This is a genomic window from Halomonas smyrnensis AAD6 (assembly GCF_000265245.1).
GTDB lineage: Bacteria > Pseudomonadota > Gammaproteobacteria > Pseudomonadales > Halomonadaceae > Halomonas > Halomonas smyrnensis.
Genome location: NZ_AJKS02000002.1, coordinates 390,871 through 405,751 on the forward strand (window position 1 = coordinate 390,871; position 14,881 = coordinate 405,751).

General features: G+C 62.3%; 15 protein-coding genes. 7 read left to right on the plus strand and 8 right to left on the minus strand.

Going from position 1 to position 14,881, the window contains the following annotated elements; translation table 11 throughout:
* Nucleotides 1-6 precede the first annotated feature (6 nt).
* From rpmH to mnmE, 4 genes are all read left to right on the plus strand, one after another.
* Nucleotides 7-141 carry a 50S ribosomal protein L34 gene (rpmH, locus tag UYS_RS17885; RefSeq protein ID WP_008959105.1) on the plus strand — a complete coding sequence of 45 codons (135 nt, stop codon included), beginning with the start codon at nt 7-9 and terminating at the stop codon, nt 139-141.
* Nucleotides 142-154: 13 nt separating this feature from the next.
* Nucleotides 155-550, plus strand: a complete 396-nt coding sequence (rnpA, locus tag UYS_RS16850) for a ribonuclease P protein component (protein ID WP_016854183.1) — start codon at nt 155-157, stop codon at nt 548-550.
* A 204-nt stretch (nt 551-754) separates the two neighbouring features.
* A complete protein-coding gene (gene yidC / locus UYS_RS0203880) occupies nt 755-2,437 on the plus strand; it encodes a membrane protein insertase YidC (RefSeq protein ID WP_016854184.1) in 1,683 nt (560 codons plus the stop codon).
* A 111-nt stretch (nt 2,438-2,548) separates the two neighbouring features.
* A complete protein-coding gene (gene mnmE / locus UYS_RS0203885) occupies nt 2,549-3,919 on the plus strand; it encodes a tRNA uridine-5-carboxymethylaminomethyl(34) synthesis GTPase MnmE (RefSeq protein ID WP_016854185.1) in 1,371 nt (456 codons plus the stop codon).
* A gap of 29 nt (nt 3,920-3,948) precedes the next feature.
* Here the strand turns inward: mnmE and UYS_RS0203890 are convergent, their stop codons facing one another.
* From UYS_RS0203890 to rdgB, 4 genes are all read right to left on the minus strand, one after another.
* Nucleotides 3,949-4,794 carry a 23S rRNA (adenine(2030)-N(6))-methyltransferase RlmJ gene (locus UYS_RS0203890; RefSeq protein WP_026068328.1) on the minus strand — a complete coding sequence of 282 codons (846 nt, stop codon included), beginning with the start codon at nt 4,792-4,794 and terminating at the stop codon, nt 3,949-3,951.
* A 76-nt stretch (nt 4,795-4,870) separates the two neighbouring features.
* Nucleotides 4,871-5,542, minus strand: coding sequence for a YiaD family glycine zipper/OmpA-like lipoprotein (locus tag UYS_RS0203895; protein ID WP_016854187.1), 672 nt, complete (start codon nt 5,540-5,542; stop codon nt 4,871-4,873).
* A gap of 78 nt (nt 5,543-5,620) precedes the next feature.
* Nucleotides 5,621-6,787 (minus strand): radical SAM family heme chaperone HemW, encoded by a 1,167-nt coding sequence (hemW, locus tag UYS_RS0203900; protein WP_016854188.1) that lies wholly within the window; start codon nt 6,785-6,787, stop codon nt 5,621-5,623.
* Nucleotides 6,784-7,392 carry an RdgB/HAM1 family non-canonical purine NTP pyrophosphatase gene (gene rdgB, locus UYS_RS0203905; protein ID WP_040477866.1) on the minus strand — a complete coding sequence of 203 codons (609 nt, stop codon included), beginning with the start codon at nt 7,390-7,392 and terminating at the stop codon, nt 6,784-6,786. Before rdgB ends, hemW begins: the two co-directional genes overlap by 4 nt.
* Before the next feature lie 384 nt (nt 7,393-7,776).
* Here rdgB and UYS_RS0203910 point away from each other — a divergent pair, with 384 nt between their 5' ends.
* The 3 genes from UYS_RS0203910 to UYS_RS0203920 all read left to right on the plus strand — a co-directional run bounded on the left by UYS_RS0203910 (nt 7,777) and on the right by UYS_RS0203920 (nt 11,305).
* Nucleotides 7,777-8,457 carry a LuxR C-terminal-related transcriptional regulator gene (locus UYS_RS0203910; protein WP_016854190.1) on the plus strand — a complete coding sequence of 227 codons (681 nt, stop codon included), beginning with the start codon at nt 7,777-7,779 and terminating at the stop codon, nt 8,455-8,457.
* A gap of 125 nt (nt 8,458-8,582) precedes the next feature.
* On the plus strand, nt 8,583-10,013 hold the full coding sequence (locus UYS_RS16855; protein ID WP_016854191.1) for a sigma-54 dependent transcriptional regulator: 1,431 nt from the start codon (nt 8,583-8,585) through the stop codon (nt 10,011-10,013).
* Nucleotides 10,014-10,234: 221 nt separating this feature from the next.
* Nucleotides 10,235-11,305 carry a transporter gene (locus UYS_RS0203920; RefSeq protein WP_016854192.1) on the plus strand — a complete coding sequence of 357 codons (1,071 nt, stop codon included), beginning with the start codon at nt 10,235-10,237 and terminating at the stop codon, nt 11,303-11,305.
* A 67-nt stretch (nt 11,306-11,372) separates the two neighbouring features.
* Here the strand turns inward: UYS_RS0203920 and UYS_RS0203925 are convergent, their stop codons facing one another.
* The 4 genes from UYS_RS0203925 to UYS_RS18365 form a co-directional block, all read right to left on the minus strand.
* Nucleotides 11,373-12,035: a hypothetical protein gene (locus UYS_RS0203925; protein WP_016854193.1), complete on the minus strand. Its 663-nt coding sequence runs from the start codon at nt 12,033-12,035 to the stop codon at nt 11,373-11,375.
* A gap of 23 nt (nt 12,036-12,058) precedes the next feature.
* Entirely contained in the window at nt 12,059-12,769 is a 711-nt protein-coding gene (locus UYS_RS16860; RefSeq protein WP_237738418.1) for a C39 family peptidase, read from the minus strand.
* A gap of 79 nt (nt 12,770-12,848) precedes the next feature.
* Nucleotides 12,849-13,238: a hypothetical protein gene (locus tag UYS_RS0203935; RefSeq protein ID WP_156821530.1), complete on the minus strand. Its 390-nt coding sequence runs from the start codon at nt 13,236-13,238 to the stop codon at nt 12,849-12,851.
* A 104-nt stretch (nt 13,239-13,342) separates the two neighbouring features.
* Nucleotides 13,343-14,527 (minus strand): hypothetical protein, encoded by a 1,185-nt coding sequence (locus tag UYS_RS18365; RefSeq protein ID WP_156821531.1) that lies wholly within the window; start codon nt 14,525-14,527, stop codon nt 13,343-13,345.
* Nucleotides 14,528-14,881: the final 354 nt, after the last annotated feature.

The following is a 14,881-nucleotide window of genomic DNA, read 5'->3' on the forward strand; positions in this document are numbered from 1 at the left end:
CGAGTTATGAAACGCACATTTCAACCCAGCGTTCTCAAGCGCAAGCGCGCGCATGGCTTCCGTGCTCGCATGGCCACCAAAAACGGTCGTGCCGTCCTGGCGCGTCGTCGCGCCAAGGGCCGCAAGCGCCTGAGCGCCTGATCGCGGACCTCCCGTGTCCAGTCAGGGCTTTCCCCGGCAGCTGCGCCTGCTGACTGCCGGGGACTACCGACGCGTCTTCGACAGCGCTGCCTTCAAGGTCCATGGCAAGGGATTGATGGCCTTGGCCTCCCCCAATGATCTGGGGCATCCCCGCCTCGGACTGATCTTCAGCAAGAAGAACGTGCGTCGGGCCGTCGACCGCAACCGCCTCAAGCGCATCGCGCGCGACTCCATTCGTCTTCGCCAACACCGACTTCCCCCTGTGGATATCGTGCTGCTCGCCCGACGCGGCGTTCAGGATCTGGACAACGCTACCGTCCACCGCCAGCTGCACGGCATGTGGAAGCGTCTGGAACGCGAAGCGAACAAGGCGACCGCCGGCGACGCATCTGCGGCAGAGCGTCGATGACGCTCCCTGCCCGTCGCTGTTGGCACCGCCCGGAGCCTGCATCCGCGTGATCACGCCAGACGCCATCCCGCTTGACCTCGTCGCGTTCCCAAGGGACGCTCTGCGAGCCAACGCTAGCCTGCCCCCGGCAGGCTTTCGCGTATGTCGGGCCGGCGAGCGGCATCGCGCCACCGGATTGTTCACCACCCATCGAGCAGACCCCTCATGGATGTAAAACGACTACTACTGCTGATTCCCCTGGCGGTCCTCGCCTACCTGATCGTCGTGCAGTGGAATCAGGATTACGGTCAGGTGGCCACCGCCCCCCAGGCCCCGACCATCTCCAACGAGAGCCAGACGTCCTCCTCCGGGGACAGCGGCGGTGACGACCTCTCGGTGCCGACCCAGAACCGCTCGGCGGACGACATGGCCAGCGAGATGCCCGGCCAGGCATCCGGCAACAGCCGCGATCTGGTGGCCGTCTCCACCGACGTGCTGGACGTGCGCATCGACCCGCAGGGCGGCGACATCGTCTACGCCGCCCTCCCCCAGCACCAATACGCGCTCGACTCCGGTCAGCCCTTCGTGCTGCTCTCCAACGACCGGACGCGCAGCTACGTGGCACGCTCCGGCCTGCAGCTGGAAGGCCACCAGGGCCGCCTGACCTTCTCTCCCGAGCAGACCGAGTACCGGCTCGCCGAGGGCGAGGACGCGCTGCAGGTGGACCTCTCGGCCAGCGTCGACGGCGTGGACGTCATCAAGCGCTTCACCTTCGACCGCGACAGCTATGCGGTGAAGGTCGACTACCTGCTGGACAACCAGGGCGAGACCCCGGTGACCGCCCGCTTCATCGGCCAGCTGGTGCGCGATGACAGCGCCGATCCGTCGAGCGGTCCGAAGATGGGCATGCGCTCCTACCTGGGCGCCGCCTACTCCACGCCGGAGGACAACTACCTCAAGGTCGACTTCGAGGAGATCCAGGAAGGCAACTTCGACAATCGCGACGTCGAGGGCGGCTGGGTCGCCATGATCCAGCACTACTTCACATCCGCCTGGGCGCCGCCCCAGGACCAGCAGAACCTGTACTACGCCACCACCGACTCCCAGGGCCGCAACGTGGCCGCCTTCGCCGGCGCCAACCAGAGCGTCGCCGCGGGCGGCACCGCCGCCCTGGGCGCCACGCTCTACGTGGGGCCGAAGGTCCAGGAGCGCCTCGAGGCCGTGGCGCCGCACCTGGAACTGACCGTCGACTTCGGCTGGCTGTGGTTCATCGCCAACCCGCTGTTCTGGCTGCTGGATCATATCCAGGACGTGATCGGCAACTGGGGCTGGTCGATCGTCATCCTGACCCTGCTGGTCAAGGCCGCGCTGCTGCCGCTCTCCGCCAAGGCCTACAAGTCCATGGCGCGGATGCGCAAGCTCGGCCCGGAGATGCAGCGTCTCAAGGAACAGTACGGCGACGACCGCCAGAAGATGTCCCAGGAGATGATGAAGTTCTACCAGAAGGAGAAGATCAATCCTCTGGGGGGCTGCCTGCCGATCTTGGTGCAGATGCCGGTCTTCATCGCCCTCTACTGGATGCTGCTCGAGTCCGTGGAGCTGCGCCACGCGCCCTTCATGTTCTGGATTCAGGACCTGTCGGTGAAGGATCCGTTCTTCGTGCTGCCGATCCTGATGGGCGCCTCGATGTTCGTGCAGCAGCTGCTCAACCCGACGCCGCCGGACCCGACCCAGGCGAAGATCATGAAGCTGCTGCCGGTGGTCTTCACCTTCTTCTTCCTGTGGTTCCCGGCCGGCCTGGTGATCTACTGGGTGGTGAACAACATCACCTCGATCGCCCAGCAGTACTTCATCACCCGCAAGATCGAGGCCGATCCCAGCGTCGGCAAGGGCATGAAGACCAAGTAACGGCTCGCCGTCACAGGTCTTCCCTCCCGCTCCAGACCCCCGCCTCGGCGGGGGTCTGGCGTTTGCGGGGCCGGAACCGGACAATAGCCACGTCTCACCGAGGAGCCACCGATGGCCGAAAGCCTCTATTCCCAGGACACCATCGCCGCCTTGGCCACGCCCCCGGGGCGTGGCGGCGTCGGCATCATTCGCGTCTCAGGGCCCGCCTGCCGGTCGATCGCCGGCAGCCTGCTGGGCCACTGCCCTGCCCCGCGCTTCGCCCTCTACGGGCCGTTCAGGGGCGAGCAGGGCATGATCGACGAGGGCATCGCGCTGTTCTTCGAGGGTCCGAACTCCTTCACCGGCGAGGACGTGCTGGAGCTCCAGGGCCACGGCGGCCCGGTGCTCATGGATCTGCTGCTGGAGCGCTGCGTGCGGCTCGGCGCCCGCCTGGCTCGCCCCGGCGAATTCTCCGAGCGCGCCTTCCTCAACGACAAGCTCGATCTGGCCCAGGCCGAGGCCATCGCCGACCTGATCGAGGCCAGCTCCCGGGGCGCCGCCGAGAACGCCCTGCGCTCGCTGCAGGGCGAGTTCTCGCGACGGGTCGAGGGGCTGGTGCAGCGCCTGATCGAGCTGCGCATGTACGTCGAGGCGGCCATCGACTTCCCCGAGGAGGAGATCGACTTCCTGGCCGACGGCCACGTGGCGGCCAAGCTGGCCGAGGTCCGCGGCGAGCTTTCCGAGGTGCGGGCGGCGGCGGCCCAGGGCGCGCTGATGCGCGAGGGCATGAGCGTGGTGATCGCCGGGCGCCCCAACGCCGGCAAGTCCAGCCTGCTCAACGCCCTCACCGAGCAGGAGACCGCCATCGTCACCGACATCGAGGGCACCACCCGGGACGTGCTGCGCGAGCACATCCATCTGGACGGCATGCCGCTGCACGTGATCGATACCGCCGGCCTGCGCGACACCCCGGACGCGGTGGAGCAGATCGGCGTGGCCCGGGCCTGGAGCGAGATCGAGAAGGCCGACCGGGTACTACTGATGGTCGATGCCGCCACCACGGATGCCCTCGAGCCCATGGCGATCTGGCCGGAATTCGTCGAGCGCCTGGCCGATCCGTCGCGGCTGACCCTGGTGCGCAACAAGGTCGACACCAGCCAGGAAACGCCGGGGCTCGACTTGTCCACAGCCACCCCGGTGGTGCGGCTGTCGGCGAAGACCGGCGAGGGTGTGGATAACCTCAAGGAGCATCTCAAGGCGGTGATGGGGTTCTCGGCCACCACCGAGGGCCGCTTCTCGGCCCGGCGCCGCCATCTGGACGCCCTGGATCGCGCCGAGCAGGCCCTCGGCAACGGTGAGGCCCAGCTGGCCGGCTACGGCGCCGGCGAACTGCTCGCCGAGGACCTGCGCGACGCCCAGCAGGCGCTGGGCGAGATCACCGGCGAATTCAGCGCCGACGACCTCTTGGGCGAGATCTTCGGCAGTTTCTGTATCGGCAAATAGCCGCGAGCAAGGCTCCCTTGGGGCCTTGTCTACTCGCCCACCCACCAGTCACCGCGATGGCGGGCGGTGGGCCCCCACAGCGGCAGCAGCGCCGCCATGGCCTCGTTGATCCGCTCGTCGAGGCCCCAGGGCGGATTCACCACCAGCATGCCGCTGCCGTACATGCCATGGCCCTCACCGGGGTCGCCCAGCGTCAGTTCACTGCGCCAGATCTTGCGCAGCCCGCCGTCGCGGAGGCCCTCCAGCAGCGCCTGATGACGCCCGGCGGGCAGCATCGGATACCAGATCATGACCACCCCGTGGCGCGCCTTGCGCATGGCCGACAGCACGGTGTCGGCCACCTCGTCGTATTCCGCCTTGCGCTCGTAGCTGGGATCGATCAGCACGCAAAGACGCGGCGTCTTCACCGGCAGCGCCTTCAGCAGCACGGCCAGGCCATCGCCCTGGATGCGCTTCACCGCCTGGGGCAAGGCCTGATCGGCCAGGTGGCCATGCTCGCCCGGGTGCAGCTCGAACAGCCGCAGCCGATCCTGCTCGCGCAGGCGATGCGACAGCCACCAGGGCGAGCCGGGATAGTGGTCGAGCCCGCCGCCCTGCTGGACCTCTGCGATCGCCGCCAGCCAGTCGCCCAGCAGCGGCGAGGCCTCCGACAGCCCCGCCCTCTTCGCCCATAGCCTGGCCACGCCCTCCTGGTATTCCTGCAGCCGCGCCGTCTCGGCCGCGGCCAGCGGATAGAGGCCTCGACCGGCGTGAGTATCCATATACGTAATGGATGATTTTTTACGTAACAAGTGGTCGACGACGGCGTAAAGCGTCAGATGCTTGTGAACGTCGGCGAAGTTGCCCGCATGATAGGCGTGCTGATAGGAAAGCATGGCAGTGGTCGCGTCATCGGAAAGAAAAAGGGCCCGCCCCCTGACGGGGACGGGCCCGGCGAACGTGGGAACCCGATCAGCCCTGGGAGATGGGCGTCAGGGTGATCTCCACGCGACGGTTCTGGGCACGGCCGGCTTCGGTCTCGTTGCTGGCCACCGGCTGGTTCTCGCCGTAGCCGTTCATGTAGAGACGGTTGGAAGCCACACCGCTCTGCGAGAGATAGTTGCCGACCGCCTGGGCACGACGCTCGGAGAGCTGCTGGTTGTAGCCGGCGTCGCCGGTGCTGTCGGTGTGACCGGCGATGTTGACGCGTGTCTCGGGATACTGGGTCAGCACCGAGGAGACGTCGTTCAGGGCGTTGCGCGCCTGCATGGTCAGATCGCTGGAATCGAAGCCGAAGGTCACGCTGCTGGGCATGTTGAGAATGATGTCGTTGCCCTGACGTTCGACCCCGATGCCGGTGCCTTCCATGCTCTGGCGCAGTTCCTCTTCCTGCTTGTCCATGTAGGCGCCGATGCCGCCACCGGCGGCGGCCCCCACGGCGGCGCCGATCAGCGCGCGGTCACGACGACTGGTGCTGCCGTCGCCGCTGAGCGCGCCGGCGGCGGCGCCGACCAGCGCACCGATGGTGGCGCCGGTGCCGGTCTGGCTGCGCTGGGTCTCACCGGTGTTCGGGTTGGTCGTGGTGCAGCCCACCAGCAGGGCGGCGGCCGCGAGCGGCGCGATCATGCGAACGGTCTTGGTCATAGCGTCGTCGACTCCATGTTGACGAATGGCATTCCGGCCGGCCCCTCTCCTTACCAAGCTATCTACCCGAGTCTTCACTCAGGCGTCGATCAGGGCCAGCAGCTCGTTCAAGAATAATAGACCCTGGGGGGAGGCTTGAAGCCTTTCGCCATCTTCCACCAGAAGTCCTTTTTTCCTCGCCGCTTCGAGACTTGCCTGCAGCCGGTCGAGCGGTCGGCCGGTGTGGGCCGACCAGGTCGACAGCGGCACGCCCTCGACGAGACGCAGCGCGTTCATGGCGAACTCGAGCGGCAGCTCCTCGGGCGAGATCGGCTCGCGACCGGCCACGAAGCCGCGCGGGTCATCATGCCGGCGCAGGTAAGCCTCTGGCTGGCGGGTCTTCCAGCGACGCTCGACATGAAAGCCGTGATCGTCGTGGGCGCTCAGCTTGCCATGGGCGCCGGCCCCGATGCCCAGATAGTCGCCGAATCGCCAGTAGTTGAGATTGTGGCGCGCGGCACGGCCTGGCCGAGCATAGGCGGAAATCTCGTAGCGCGCGAAGCCGGCGGCTTCCAGCCGCTCGTGGCCGAGCTCCTGGATGTCCCAGAGGGCCTCCTCTTCGGGCAGCACGGGCGGGCGCGAGTGAAACTCGGTGTTGGGCTCGAGGGTGAGCTGGTACCAGGACAGGTGCTCGGGGGAGAGTGCCAGGGCCTGGTCGAGATCGTCGAGTGCCAGCGCCGGCGTCTGGCCCGGCAGGCCATGCATCAGATCCAGGTTGAGGTTATCGAACCCGGCCTGGCGGGCCTCGGCCACGGCCAGCCGGGCCTCGTCACCGCTGTGGATGCGGCCCAGCTCGGACAGCTGGGCATCCTGAAAGCTCTGCACGCCGATCGACAGGCGGTTGATGCCCGCGGCGCGATAGCCGGCGAAGCGTCCTCTTTCGACGGTCCCCGGATTGGCTTCCAGGGTGATCTCGATGTCATCGGCGAACGTCAGCCGTGCCGAGATGGCATCGAGCAGGCGGCCATAGAAGTCGGCCGACATCAGGCTCGGGGTGCCGCCGCCGATGAAGATGCTGACCAGCTCCCGCCCCGCGGCCAGCGGCAGATCGGCGTCCAGATCGGCGATCAGTGCCGCCAGATAGGCCTCCTCGGGCAGGCTGGCTCCGGACCCGACACCGTGGGAATTGAAGTCACAGTAGGGGCACTTGCGCACGCACCAGGGCACGTGGATATAGAGCGCCAGGGGCGGCAGCAACAGGCTCATGAGGCGAAGGACTCGTCGCCGAGCTGCGCCACCAGGGCTTTCAGGGCGCGACCGCGATGGCTCAGCCGATTCTTCTCGTCGGCCGGGAGCTCGGCGGCCGTCCTGCCGCATTCCGGCACCCAGAACAGCGGGTCATAGCCGAAGCCCCCTTCGCCGCGAGCCTCGGTGAGGATCTCGCCGTCCCAGCTCTGCTGCACGATCAGCGGCACCGGGTCCTCCGCGTGACGCAGCATCACCAGCACGCACCAGTAGCGGGCCGTCCGTCGTGCCGCCGGCACATCCGCCAAGGACTCGAGCAGGTAAGCGTTGTTACGACCATCGTCCTTGGGCTCTCCGGAGAAGCGCGCGGAGTAGATGCCGGGGCGCCCCTGAAGCGCATCCACGGCCAGCCCCGAGTCATCCGCCATGGCCGGCAAGCCGCTGACGCGGCTCGCCTCGCGCGCCTTGAGCAGCGCATTCTCGACGAAGGTCAGGCCGGTCTCCTCGACCTCCGTCACGGCGAAGTCGGCCTGGGGGCGAACGTCCATGCCCAGGGGCGCGAGCAGCTGGTTGAATTCGCGCAGCTTGCCGGCATTGCCGCTGGCCAGCACAACAGTTGTCGTCATCTCGTCATCCGGTTGTTCATGATCATTGCGGCGGCATTTTAAGCGCCTCATGAAGTGAATGAAACACGCTGCGCTAGCGACGAATCTACCGCGCCCAAACATGAGAAAAAACACAGCCAAACCAAAAATCGATCAGTCTTTCGACTGATTTTATTCATCAATAGCGAGAGAAGAAATAACAACAGGATAATATAATTCTCTAACTACTTGATAAATAATGAAGACTTCAAAAGATCAAAAGGGAATATATATGATATTTTTATGCCTTTTTGTTAGTTACATTTTCTTACATTAAGGACGAGACTTATTAAGGCCTTACTCTCATCCTATTACTCGTAAGGAATAAGGGGTCGAGTATGTCAGACATTCTTTCGAGGTCCGGTTATGGAAAGCAATGATCGCCTTATACAGCTGGTGACCGCGAACACGCCCCAGTCTCAGCTGTTCGCTGACTACCTGCGCCAGCAGCTCGACTGCCAGGTCGCCATCGTGCCGCCATCCAGCATACGGAAACCCAAGGTGGCCAATGCCGATGAGGAAACCCTCATCCTGCTCGATGCCGACCATATGGACGATGCCGCGATGCAGGCCTGGCAATCTCATGTCGCGGAACGGCCTGAGACCTCCCTGGCGAGCTTCAACCTCAGGGACGAGGATCATGCCGTCGAGATATTGTCCTGTATGCATGTCAGGGGAATTTTCTACCGTGACGACAGCCTGCCACTCATCTGTAAAGGGCTTCGAACCCTCCAGGAAGGGCAGCTATGGATGTCACGCTCCCTGATGGGACGAATGCTGGAATTCTATCGGCGCCACCAGATCAACGCCTATCGACCGGCCTGCGGACTGACCCAGAGAGAGCTCGAGATCATCGGCCTGCTGGGAACCGGTGCTTCCAATATGGAAATCGCCGACCGGCTCTTTGTCAGCGAGCATACGGTCAAGTCACATCTCTATAATATCTTCAAGAAAATCGATGTCCATAACCGGCTACAGGCGGTCAATTGGGCACGGCATAACCTCGGCGCCCCACCTCCTATCCCTCAGAAATCTCATCACAGCTAGGTCGCCGAGACTAGAAAATTCATGAGCATTTTTCCCGAACCGAATGCTAGATTTCACGCCGGTAGAATGGTGCTTCGCCTCATTTTTTCGCAAACGATCGTTCTATAGAATATCAGGGATGTGCGATGAATCCTAACAAGAAGCTACTCTTCATTAGTCAGCCCATTGAAGATGGCGAAAGACTCATCGGGGAACTCGAAGCATATGGCTGGGATGTCACGCACATTCAAGAACTGGACAGCATCCCCTTCACAGAAACCTACGCGGATTATGGCGTCGGCGTCTTGTTCCTGACACAAGACGACCTCGATAATATCAAGAGTTTCGAGAATGCGGCCAACAGGCTCGACACCAGGCTGATAGCCATCTGCCACGAGGATGTCTTCGATAACCTTCGTCACCATCAGGGTATCGGTCGACTGTTCTTCGGTTATCATATTATTCCGGTCGAAACGGAGAGGCTACATCACGCACTCGAAAATCTCCTGTCGGTCATCAACCTGGATAAAGACATCCTTGAGGAAGGTAGCCACAGGGGAAGGCATGAATGCCAGATGGTCGGTGAAAGCCCTGTCATAAAGACACTATTAAAGACCATTCAAAAGGTCGGTGCCGTCGATGCCCCCGTTCTGATTCAGGGAGAGTCCGGTACGGGCAAGGAGTTGGCGGCCAAGGCCATTCACCGTTCCTCCGCTCGCGCGGAGTCTCCCTTCAATGCCATCAACTGCGGCGCCTTGCCGAGCAACCTGATCCAGTCGGAACTTTTCGGCCACGAGAAGGGATCCTTTACCGGTGCTTCACAGAGAAAGATCGGCATCATCGAGAATACGGATGGTGGAACACTCTTCCTGGATGAAATCGGCGATCTCCCCTTGGACATGCAGGTCAACCTGCTTCGGTTCCTGGAAAACCATACGATACAGAGGGTAGGGGGGCTCAAGGAAATCGAGGTCGATGTTCGCGTTCTGGCTGCGACGCACGTGGATCTGGAAAAGGCGGTAAAGGAAGGGAAGTTCAGAGAGGATCTTTATCACCGCCTTAATGTTCTTCAGATTCGAGTCCCCCCCCTGCGTGAAAGAGGGGATGACATCGCGACGCTGGCCCATTACTTCTTCAACAAGTTTTCCAGCGAAAAGTCTTCCATTGTGAACGGCTTCAGCAAGGACAGCCTGTCCGTCATGCAGCTTTATGAATGGCCGGGTAACATCCGAGAACTGATCAATCGCGTGAGAAGGGCGATGGTCATGAGCGAGCACCCACTGATTCGCCCCGGGGATCTTGGCCTGGAGCGTCGAGTGCTGAACTCTCGTCACGCGGCGAGTCTCGAGGAGGCGAGAGACCTGGCAGAACGGGGGGTCGTCCTGGCCTCTCTCACACGCCATTCCTTCAATATCCTACATGCCGCACGCGATCTGGGCATTTCCCGGGTCACTCTCTATCGCCTGATGGAAAAACACCAAATACACCGTGAAGATCAAGGGGGTGATGATTCGAGTCATGGGGAATCGGCGAGTTCGAAAAAACCTAACATACTGAATTTCAAGAGAATGAAGTGATATTACACCTCACCTGAACAAGCCGTTGGCGAACCCTTCGGCAGACCGGGCCGCTGCAGGCAGTCACACAGCGTTAGCCGGTAGCACCACGCTTACACTCAACAGAATGACATGTTGATCTATGCTCTCCATGAGCAGCACAAGAAAAGGCCCGATGACTTGAAAGCCGTAAGGCTCTTACAGCGCAAGGCCTTGAACCAAGGGATAAAAGGGATAACGTCATGAAACTGATCCAAAGAGGTTTCACGCTAGCCTGCGGCCTGGCACCGCTCGCCATGGCCGGACATGCCTGGGCTCAGACGGACAGTAACGGTGCCATCGACCCCGTGGGGCAGCGTCCGCCCCCGGTGGAAGAAGCGCCAGAGATTCAGGCCATCCCGGACATCGGTGGCGTTCTGACCCCCAAGGGACGCCTCGTCATCGAGCCCGAGTTCCAGTACTCCCACGCCAGCGTCAACCGACTAACCTTTAACGGCGTAGAAATTCTGGAAACTTTACAGATCGGCTTGTTGGCTGCCGAGGATATCGATCGGGATACCTTCACCGCCTCCGTCACCGGTCGGCTCGGGGTAACCGACCGGCTCGAGCTGGAACTCAGAGTTCCATATCTATATCGAGACGACTCAGCTAACTTTGGCAGCGAAAGTCCCGAGTTTGACCTTGAAAGCACCGAGTCGGGTAATGGACTAGGAGATATCGAACTGGCCGCCCACTATCAGATCAACAGCGGCCAGGGGGGCGGCCCCTTCTTCGTGGGTAACCTGCGCTACAAGTCGACCACCGGGACGGGGCCCTTCGACGTCGATCGCGACAGCAATGGCATCGAGCGCGAACTTGCCACCGGTTCGGGCTTCCACTCGATAGAGCCCAGCCTGACCGTGCTGGTCCCCTCCGCACCGGCGGTCTACTTCGCCAACCTGGGCTACCTGTTCAACCTCGAGGACGATGTCAACGAAACGATCGGCGAGGTCAGAGTCAAGGAGGTCGATCCGGGGGATGCCGTAAGGATGAGCCTCGGCATGTCGTACTCGATCAACCCACGCTCCTCCTTCACGCTGGGCTACAAGAACGACTTTATCCAGGAGACCGATACCACCTTCGTCAATACGGAAACCGGCAGTACCGTCACTCAGAGCGGTCGCTCGCTAAATGTGGGCTCCATGCTGCTCGGCTGGTCCTACCAGATGTCCGACGATTCGGTGTTCAACCTGGGGCTGGAATTCGGCGTGACCGAAGACGCCCCGGATACCACTCTCACCCTGCGGACTCCCTTCGGGCTGAATGTCTTCTGATCGACGATGACTCACGAGAAAGGCTGCCCGAAGGGGCAGCCTTTTTTTGTTTTTTTCGTGATATCGTTCAACGAGGAAGCATGCCCTGCAGCGAGTTGAGAATCGCCCCTCTCTGGCGGGAAGAGCGCATCTCGCCGATATTCATGACCTGCACGCTGACGTCGATCTCGTTACTGATGCTTTGCCCGCTGGCCGTGGTCGACAGGCTGCTGACGATCGCATCGCGCGTGATGTTGTGAAGCGCTGCCGTCATCCCCCCCTGGCCATCGCTCATCAGGACACCGGAAAAGTCGGAAAGCCCGGTGAGGTCGATCTTGCCGCCGATACTCGCCGCATCGACGCCCCCCGGCCCACCCACCTGGGTGACGGACTCGGAACCCGATTGTTCCAGCGTGCTGGACAGTACCCTGGCACCGGCATTGTCGAAGGCAACCTGGGTGATGTAACGAACCCGTTCATTGATGGCCGTGGTCAGCTTGGCGCCGAAGTTGAGATCCATGCCCGCCAGTCGAAAGCCGCCACGAAGCTCTGCCATGCCTTCGTCAGGCAGCACTACCCCTCGGTAGTAAATATCGTGCGTTCCCGCCGACAGGATGCCCGAGGGGGATGTCGCGGCCGGGGATGCTGACGCCATCGCCAGGGAAACCGACGCGACCAGGAGGCCGATACTTCGCCGGCAGCCTCTCCACCGGCTCACCGCCATTGCGTGTCCTGCATGCTGCATGCTCATGGTTGATCACTCCTGCGAGATCATCACCTACCCAGCTCGTTGGCGCCTGGCAGTGTCAGCAGATACGATCCCACGCTGGTGCGTCGAACCCCCGACTCGATCGGCGAGGGGGGCCGCACGCGCCAGTCCCGTTCACTGTTGAAGTTCGCTCGTGCCACCTCGATTTCGTTGCGCACACCGAGCACCTTGTTGCTCCATAACGTCTCGAAGATATCCTTGGGCACCACGACCGTTCCAGCCGCCGGATCGCCCACCAGCACGTTGTCGGCATCCATTCCCTTGACGACGACGAAGTGCTTGTAGCCGGCGGTATTTATCAGCGTTATGGCCGGAACGCCGATGCGGATGAAGTCATCCAATGCGATCTCGAAGCCGTCGGCGTTGAGCCCGCTGTCATCCAGGAAGCGCTTCATGTCCAGCATGGAGAAGCCGTAGGTCTCGATCTGCTCACGATCTCCACGACGGATCATGGCCTCGAAGACCTCGCCCTCGCTGGTGGGGCGTTCATAGTGATAGGTCATCAGGGTGGCGACGGCCGCCGATCCACAGCTGTAGTCGTACTGCTGGCGCACGACACCCTCCCAGCTGAGTTCCGCCAGACTCTTGGCCTCGACCTCGAAGTGGCCGAACGGGTTGGAAATTCGAACGGGGCCCGCCTCGGCCGACGGCACAATGCCACCTCCCCCGACCAAGAGGGTAGCGACCAGGAAAGCCCCTTGCATCTCCTTGCGCATGATCACGACCTCTGAACGCTGCATCCTCTAAACCCGGCACCCTCTTGTCGTCAGGATGCCCCGGTCTCTCTTCAATTGTTTATGGATTGGCGATATAAACGCTGATACCTATCGCGTTATTGATCGCGTTGGCATTGCCGGTCACGTTGTTGAAGATGCCGGTACCGCTGTAATGTCCCATGGAACCGCTTTCGAAAGTGATATTACCGCTGATCATGTTGCCGCCGACATCGAAGCTCGCATCGCTGGAAATGGCCTTCATCTCCTGAATGCTCTGCACATTGACCTGCTCGAGATGCAGGTTGGCGCCATCACGCCCTCGGGTCTGCTCGAGGCTTTCCATTCCCATACTTTTCAGCGCCCCGAACCCTTCCAGTGCGCTACCTCCTACGTCTTCGGCCGCCATTGCGCCGCCGGACAGCGTCAAGCCAAACGCGACAAGCCACATCGACTGTACTGACCTTTTCATCGTCTTTCCTCCCACGACTGATATCGGCAGTGAAGGAACTGGCGGAGCATGACTCCACCAGTTCCTGACTCAGGCCGAACGGACCTCTATCGAGGCAGGAGCCATCAATTGCCGATGCTCACGCCGCTGTGCGCCGAGATGCTGGTACCGGACAGCTGGGAGTTGTAGAAGCCGGTGGAGTTGTTCATGTTGGCCACACCACCATAAACGCCCCCGGCCGCCACGGAGATGCTGGCTGCCCCGGTGCGCAGGACTGCCGCACCACCGTTGCCACCGTTGCCGGCGTTACCGCCATTAGCACCTGTGGCAGTGGCCGCACCGGCAATACCCTGGCCGCCACCGCCACCGCCGCCATAGCCATCACCGGTGTCACCGGCCACGGCGCTGGCCCAGCCGGCGCCCTTGCCGTCACCTCCGGTGCCGGCGCCGGCACCATAGCCGGTCCCGGTACCATCGGCACTGCCGGCCGTTGCACCCGCGAGGCCACCATCGGCATCCTGGTCATTGCCATCATCAGATCCCGGGAATCCCGGGAAGCCGCCGCCCAAGAGACGATTCGGACCGCCACGATCGCCACGACCGCTACCACCATTGGTATTCGTGGCAGAGGCATCGGCGTCGGCATCAGTATCGCCGCCATGCCCTGCACCCAGGCCAAGCCCGGCGCCATAGCCATCACCACCCCCGCCAAAGCCGAGGCTCAGTGCGCCGGCATTGCTGCCATCGCCACCATCACCGGCGCCGCCTTCACCGCCGATACCGACGCCGGCACTCACGGCAACGTTGGTGCCACCCTTGCCACCGAGGCTGAAGTGGCTTCCAGACCCGCCCTGCACGCTGATACCGCTGTTCCCAGAGACCTCAGAGTTCATCTTCTGCAGGGAGATCACGTTGACCTTCGACACGTTCAGGGTGTTGAAGGAGTCGCTCATCGCCCAAGCGTCGCCACCACGGCCGGTTGAGCCACCGTCGCCTCCTGCGCCGAGACCCATGCCAAGGCCGGACCCGCCATAGGCATCGCCACCATCATCACCACCATGGCCACCACCCCGGTGGGAATCATGCCTCTTGCCGCCACTACCACCAGCATCGGCATCCCCCCCGACACCAAGACCGAGGCCAGTGCCGTTACCGCCGTCAGCAGATCCGCTAGATCCCCCAATGGCGATGACGTTGTCTTCGACTTCGAACCCACCACCACCATTTCTGCTATCGGCCTGAGCGGTGGAAATCGCCATGACCAGCGCCAGCAGGGAAGTTCCCGCGATTGCATATGCTTTGGTACTCATGATCACACTCCCGTTCGATTCGACAGAATCCCTTGCGTCTTGCCGGACGATCTTCGGATCGTTGCCGGCGTCGGTGTCACGTCCTGCTGAGCCGGTGGTCTCTCTTGAACCCTTGTAGATCCCACTCGCAGGCATGAAACCTAGAGCACGGGGCGTGCCAGTTTTCGGTAACCTTTTGATAGTTCGGCTGAAGAAACCCGTCGAGGTCGGGTCGCGGGCGGGGCAGGCAGGACAGGAGCGGGATATCGCCGAGCGGAGTGTCAGGCTGATGAAACAGTGGCTTCGATCGTGGCGCAGGAATGCGTGATTAAGGTATTTAAAAACAATTATTTAACATAATGAAACATATTAGGT

Excerpts from the sequence above, each read along its gene's own strand:
- rpmH (WP_008959105.1), top strand. The coding sequence starts at position 7 with ATGAAACGCACATTTCAACCCAGCGTTCTCAAGCGCAAGCGCGCGCAT.
- yidC (WP_016854184.1), top strand. The coding sequence starts at position 755 with ATGGATGTAAAACGACTACTACTGCTGATTCCCCTGGCGGTCCTCGCC.
- mnmE (WP_016854185.1), top strand. The coding sequence starts at position 2,549 with ATGGCCGAAAGCCTCTATTCCCAGGACACCATCGCCGCCTTGGCCACG.
- UYS_RS0203890 (WP_026068328.1), bottom strand. The coding sequence starts at position 4,794 with ATGCTTTCCTATCAGCACGCCTATCATGCGGGCAACTTCGCCGACGTT.
- UYS_RS0203895 (WP_016854187.1), bottom strand. The coding sequence starts at position 5,542 with ATGACCAAGACCGTTCGCATGATCGCGCCGCTCGCGGCCGCCGCCCTG.
- hemW (WP_016854188.1), bottom strand. The coding sequence starts at position 6,787 with ATGAGCCTGTTGCTGCCGCCCCTGGCGCTCTATATCCACGTGCCCTGG.
- rdgB (WP_040477866.1), bottom strand. The coding sequence starts at position 7,392 with ATGACGACAACTGTTGTGCTGGCCAGCGGCAATGCCGGCAAGCTGCGC.
- UYS_RS0203910 (WP_016854190.1), top strand. The coding sequence starts at position 7,777 with ATGGAAAGCAATGATCGCCTTATACAGCTGGTGACCGCGAACACGCCC.
- UYS_RS16855 (WP_016854191.1), top strand. The coding sequence starts at position 8,583 with ATGAATCCTAACAAGAAGCTACTCTTCATTAGTCAGCCCATTGAAGAT.
- UYS_RS0203920 (WP_016854192.1), top strand. The coding sequence starts at position 10,235 with ATGAAACTGATCCAAAGAGGTTTCACGCTAGCCTGCGGCCTGGCACCG.
- UYS_RS0203925 (WP_016854193.1), bottom strand. The coding sequence starts at position 12,035 with ATGAGCATGCAGCATGCAGGACACGCAATGGCGGTGAGCCGGTGGAGA.
- UYS_RS16860 (WP_237738418.1), bottom strand. The coding sequence starts at position 12,769 with ATGCGCAAGGAGATGCAAGGGGCTTTCCTGGTCGCTACCCTCTTGGTC.
- UYS_RS0203935 (WP_156821530.1), bottom strand. The coding sequence starts at position 13,238 with ATGAAAAGGTCAGTACAGTCGATGTGGCTTGTCGCGTTTGGCTTGACG.
- UYS_RS18365 (WP_156821531.1), bottom strand. The coding sequence starts at position 14,527 with ATGAGTACCAAAGCATATGCAATCGCGGGAACTTCCCTGCTGGCGCTG.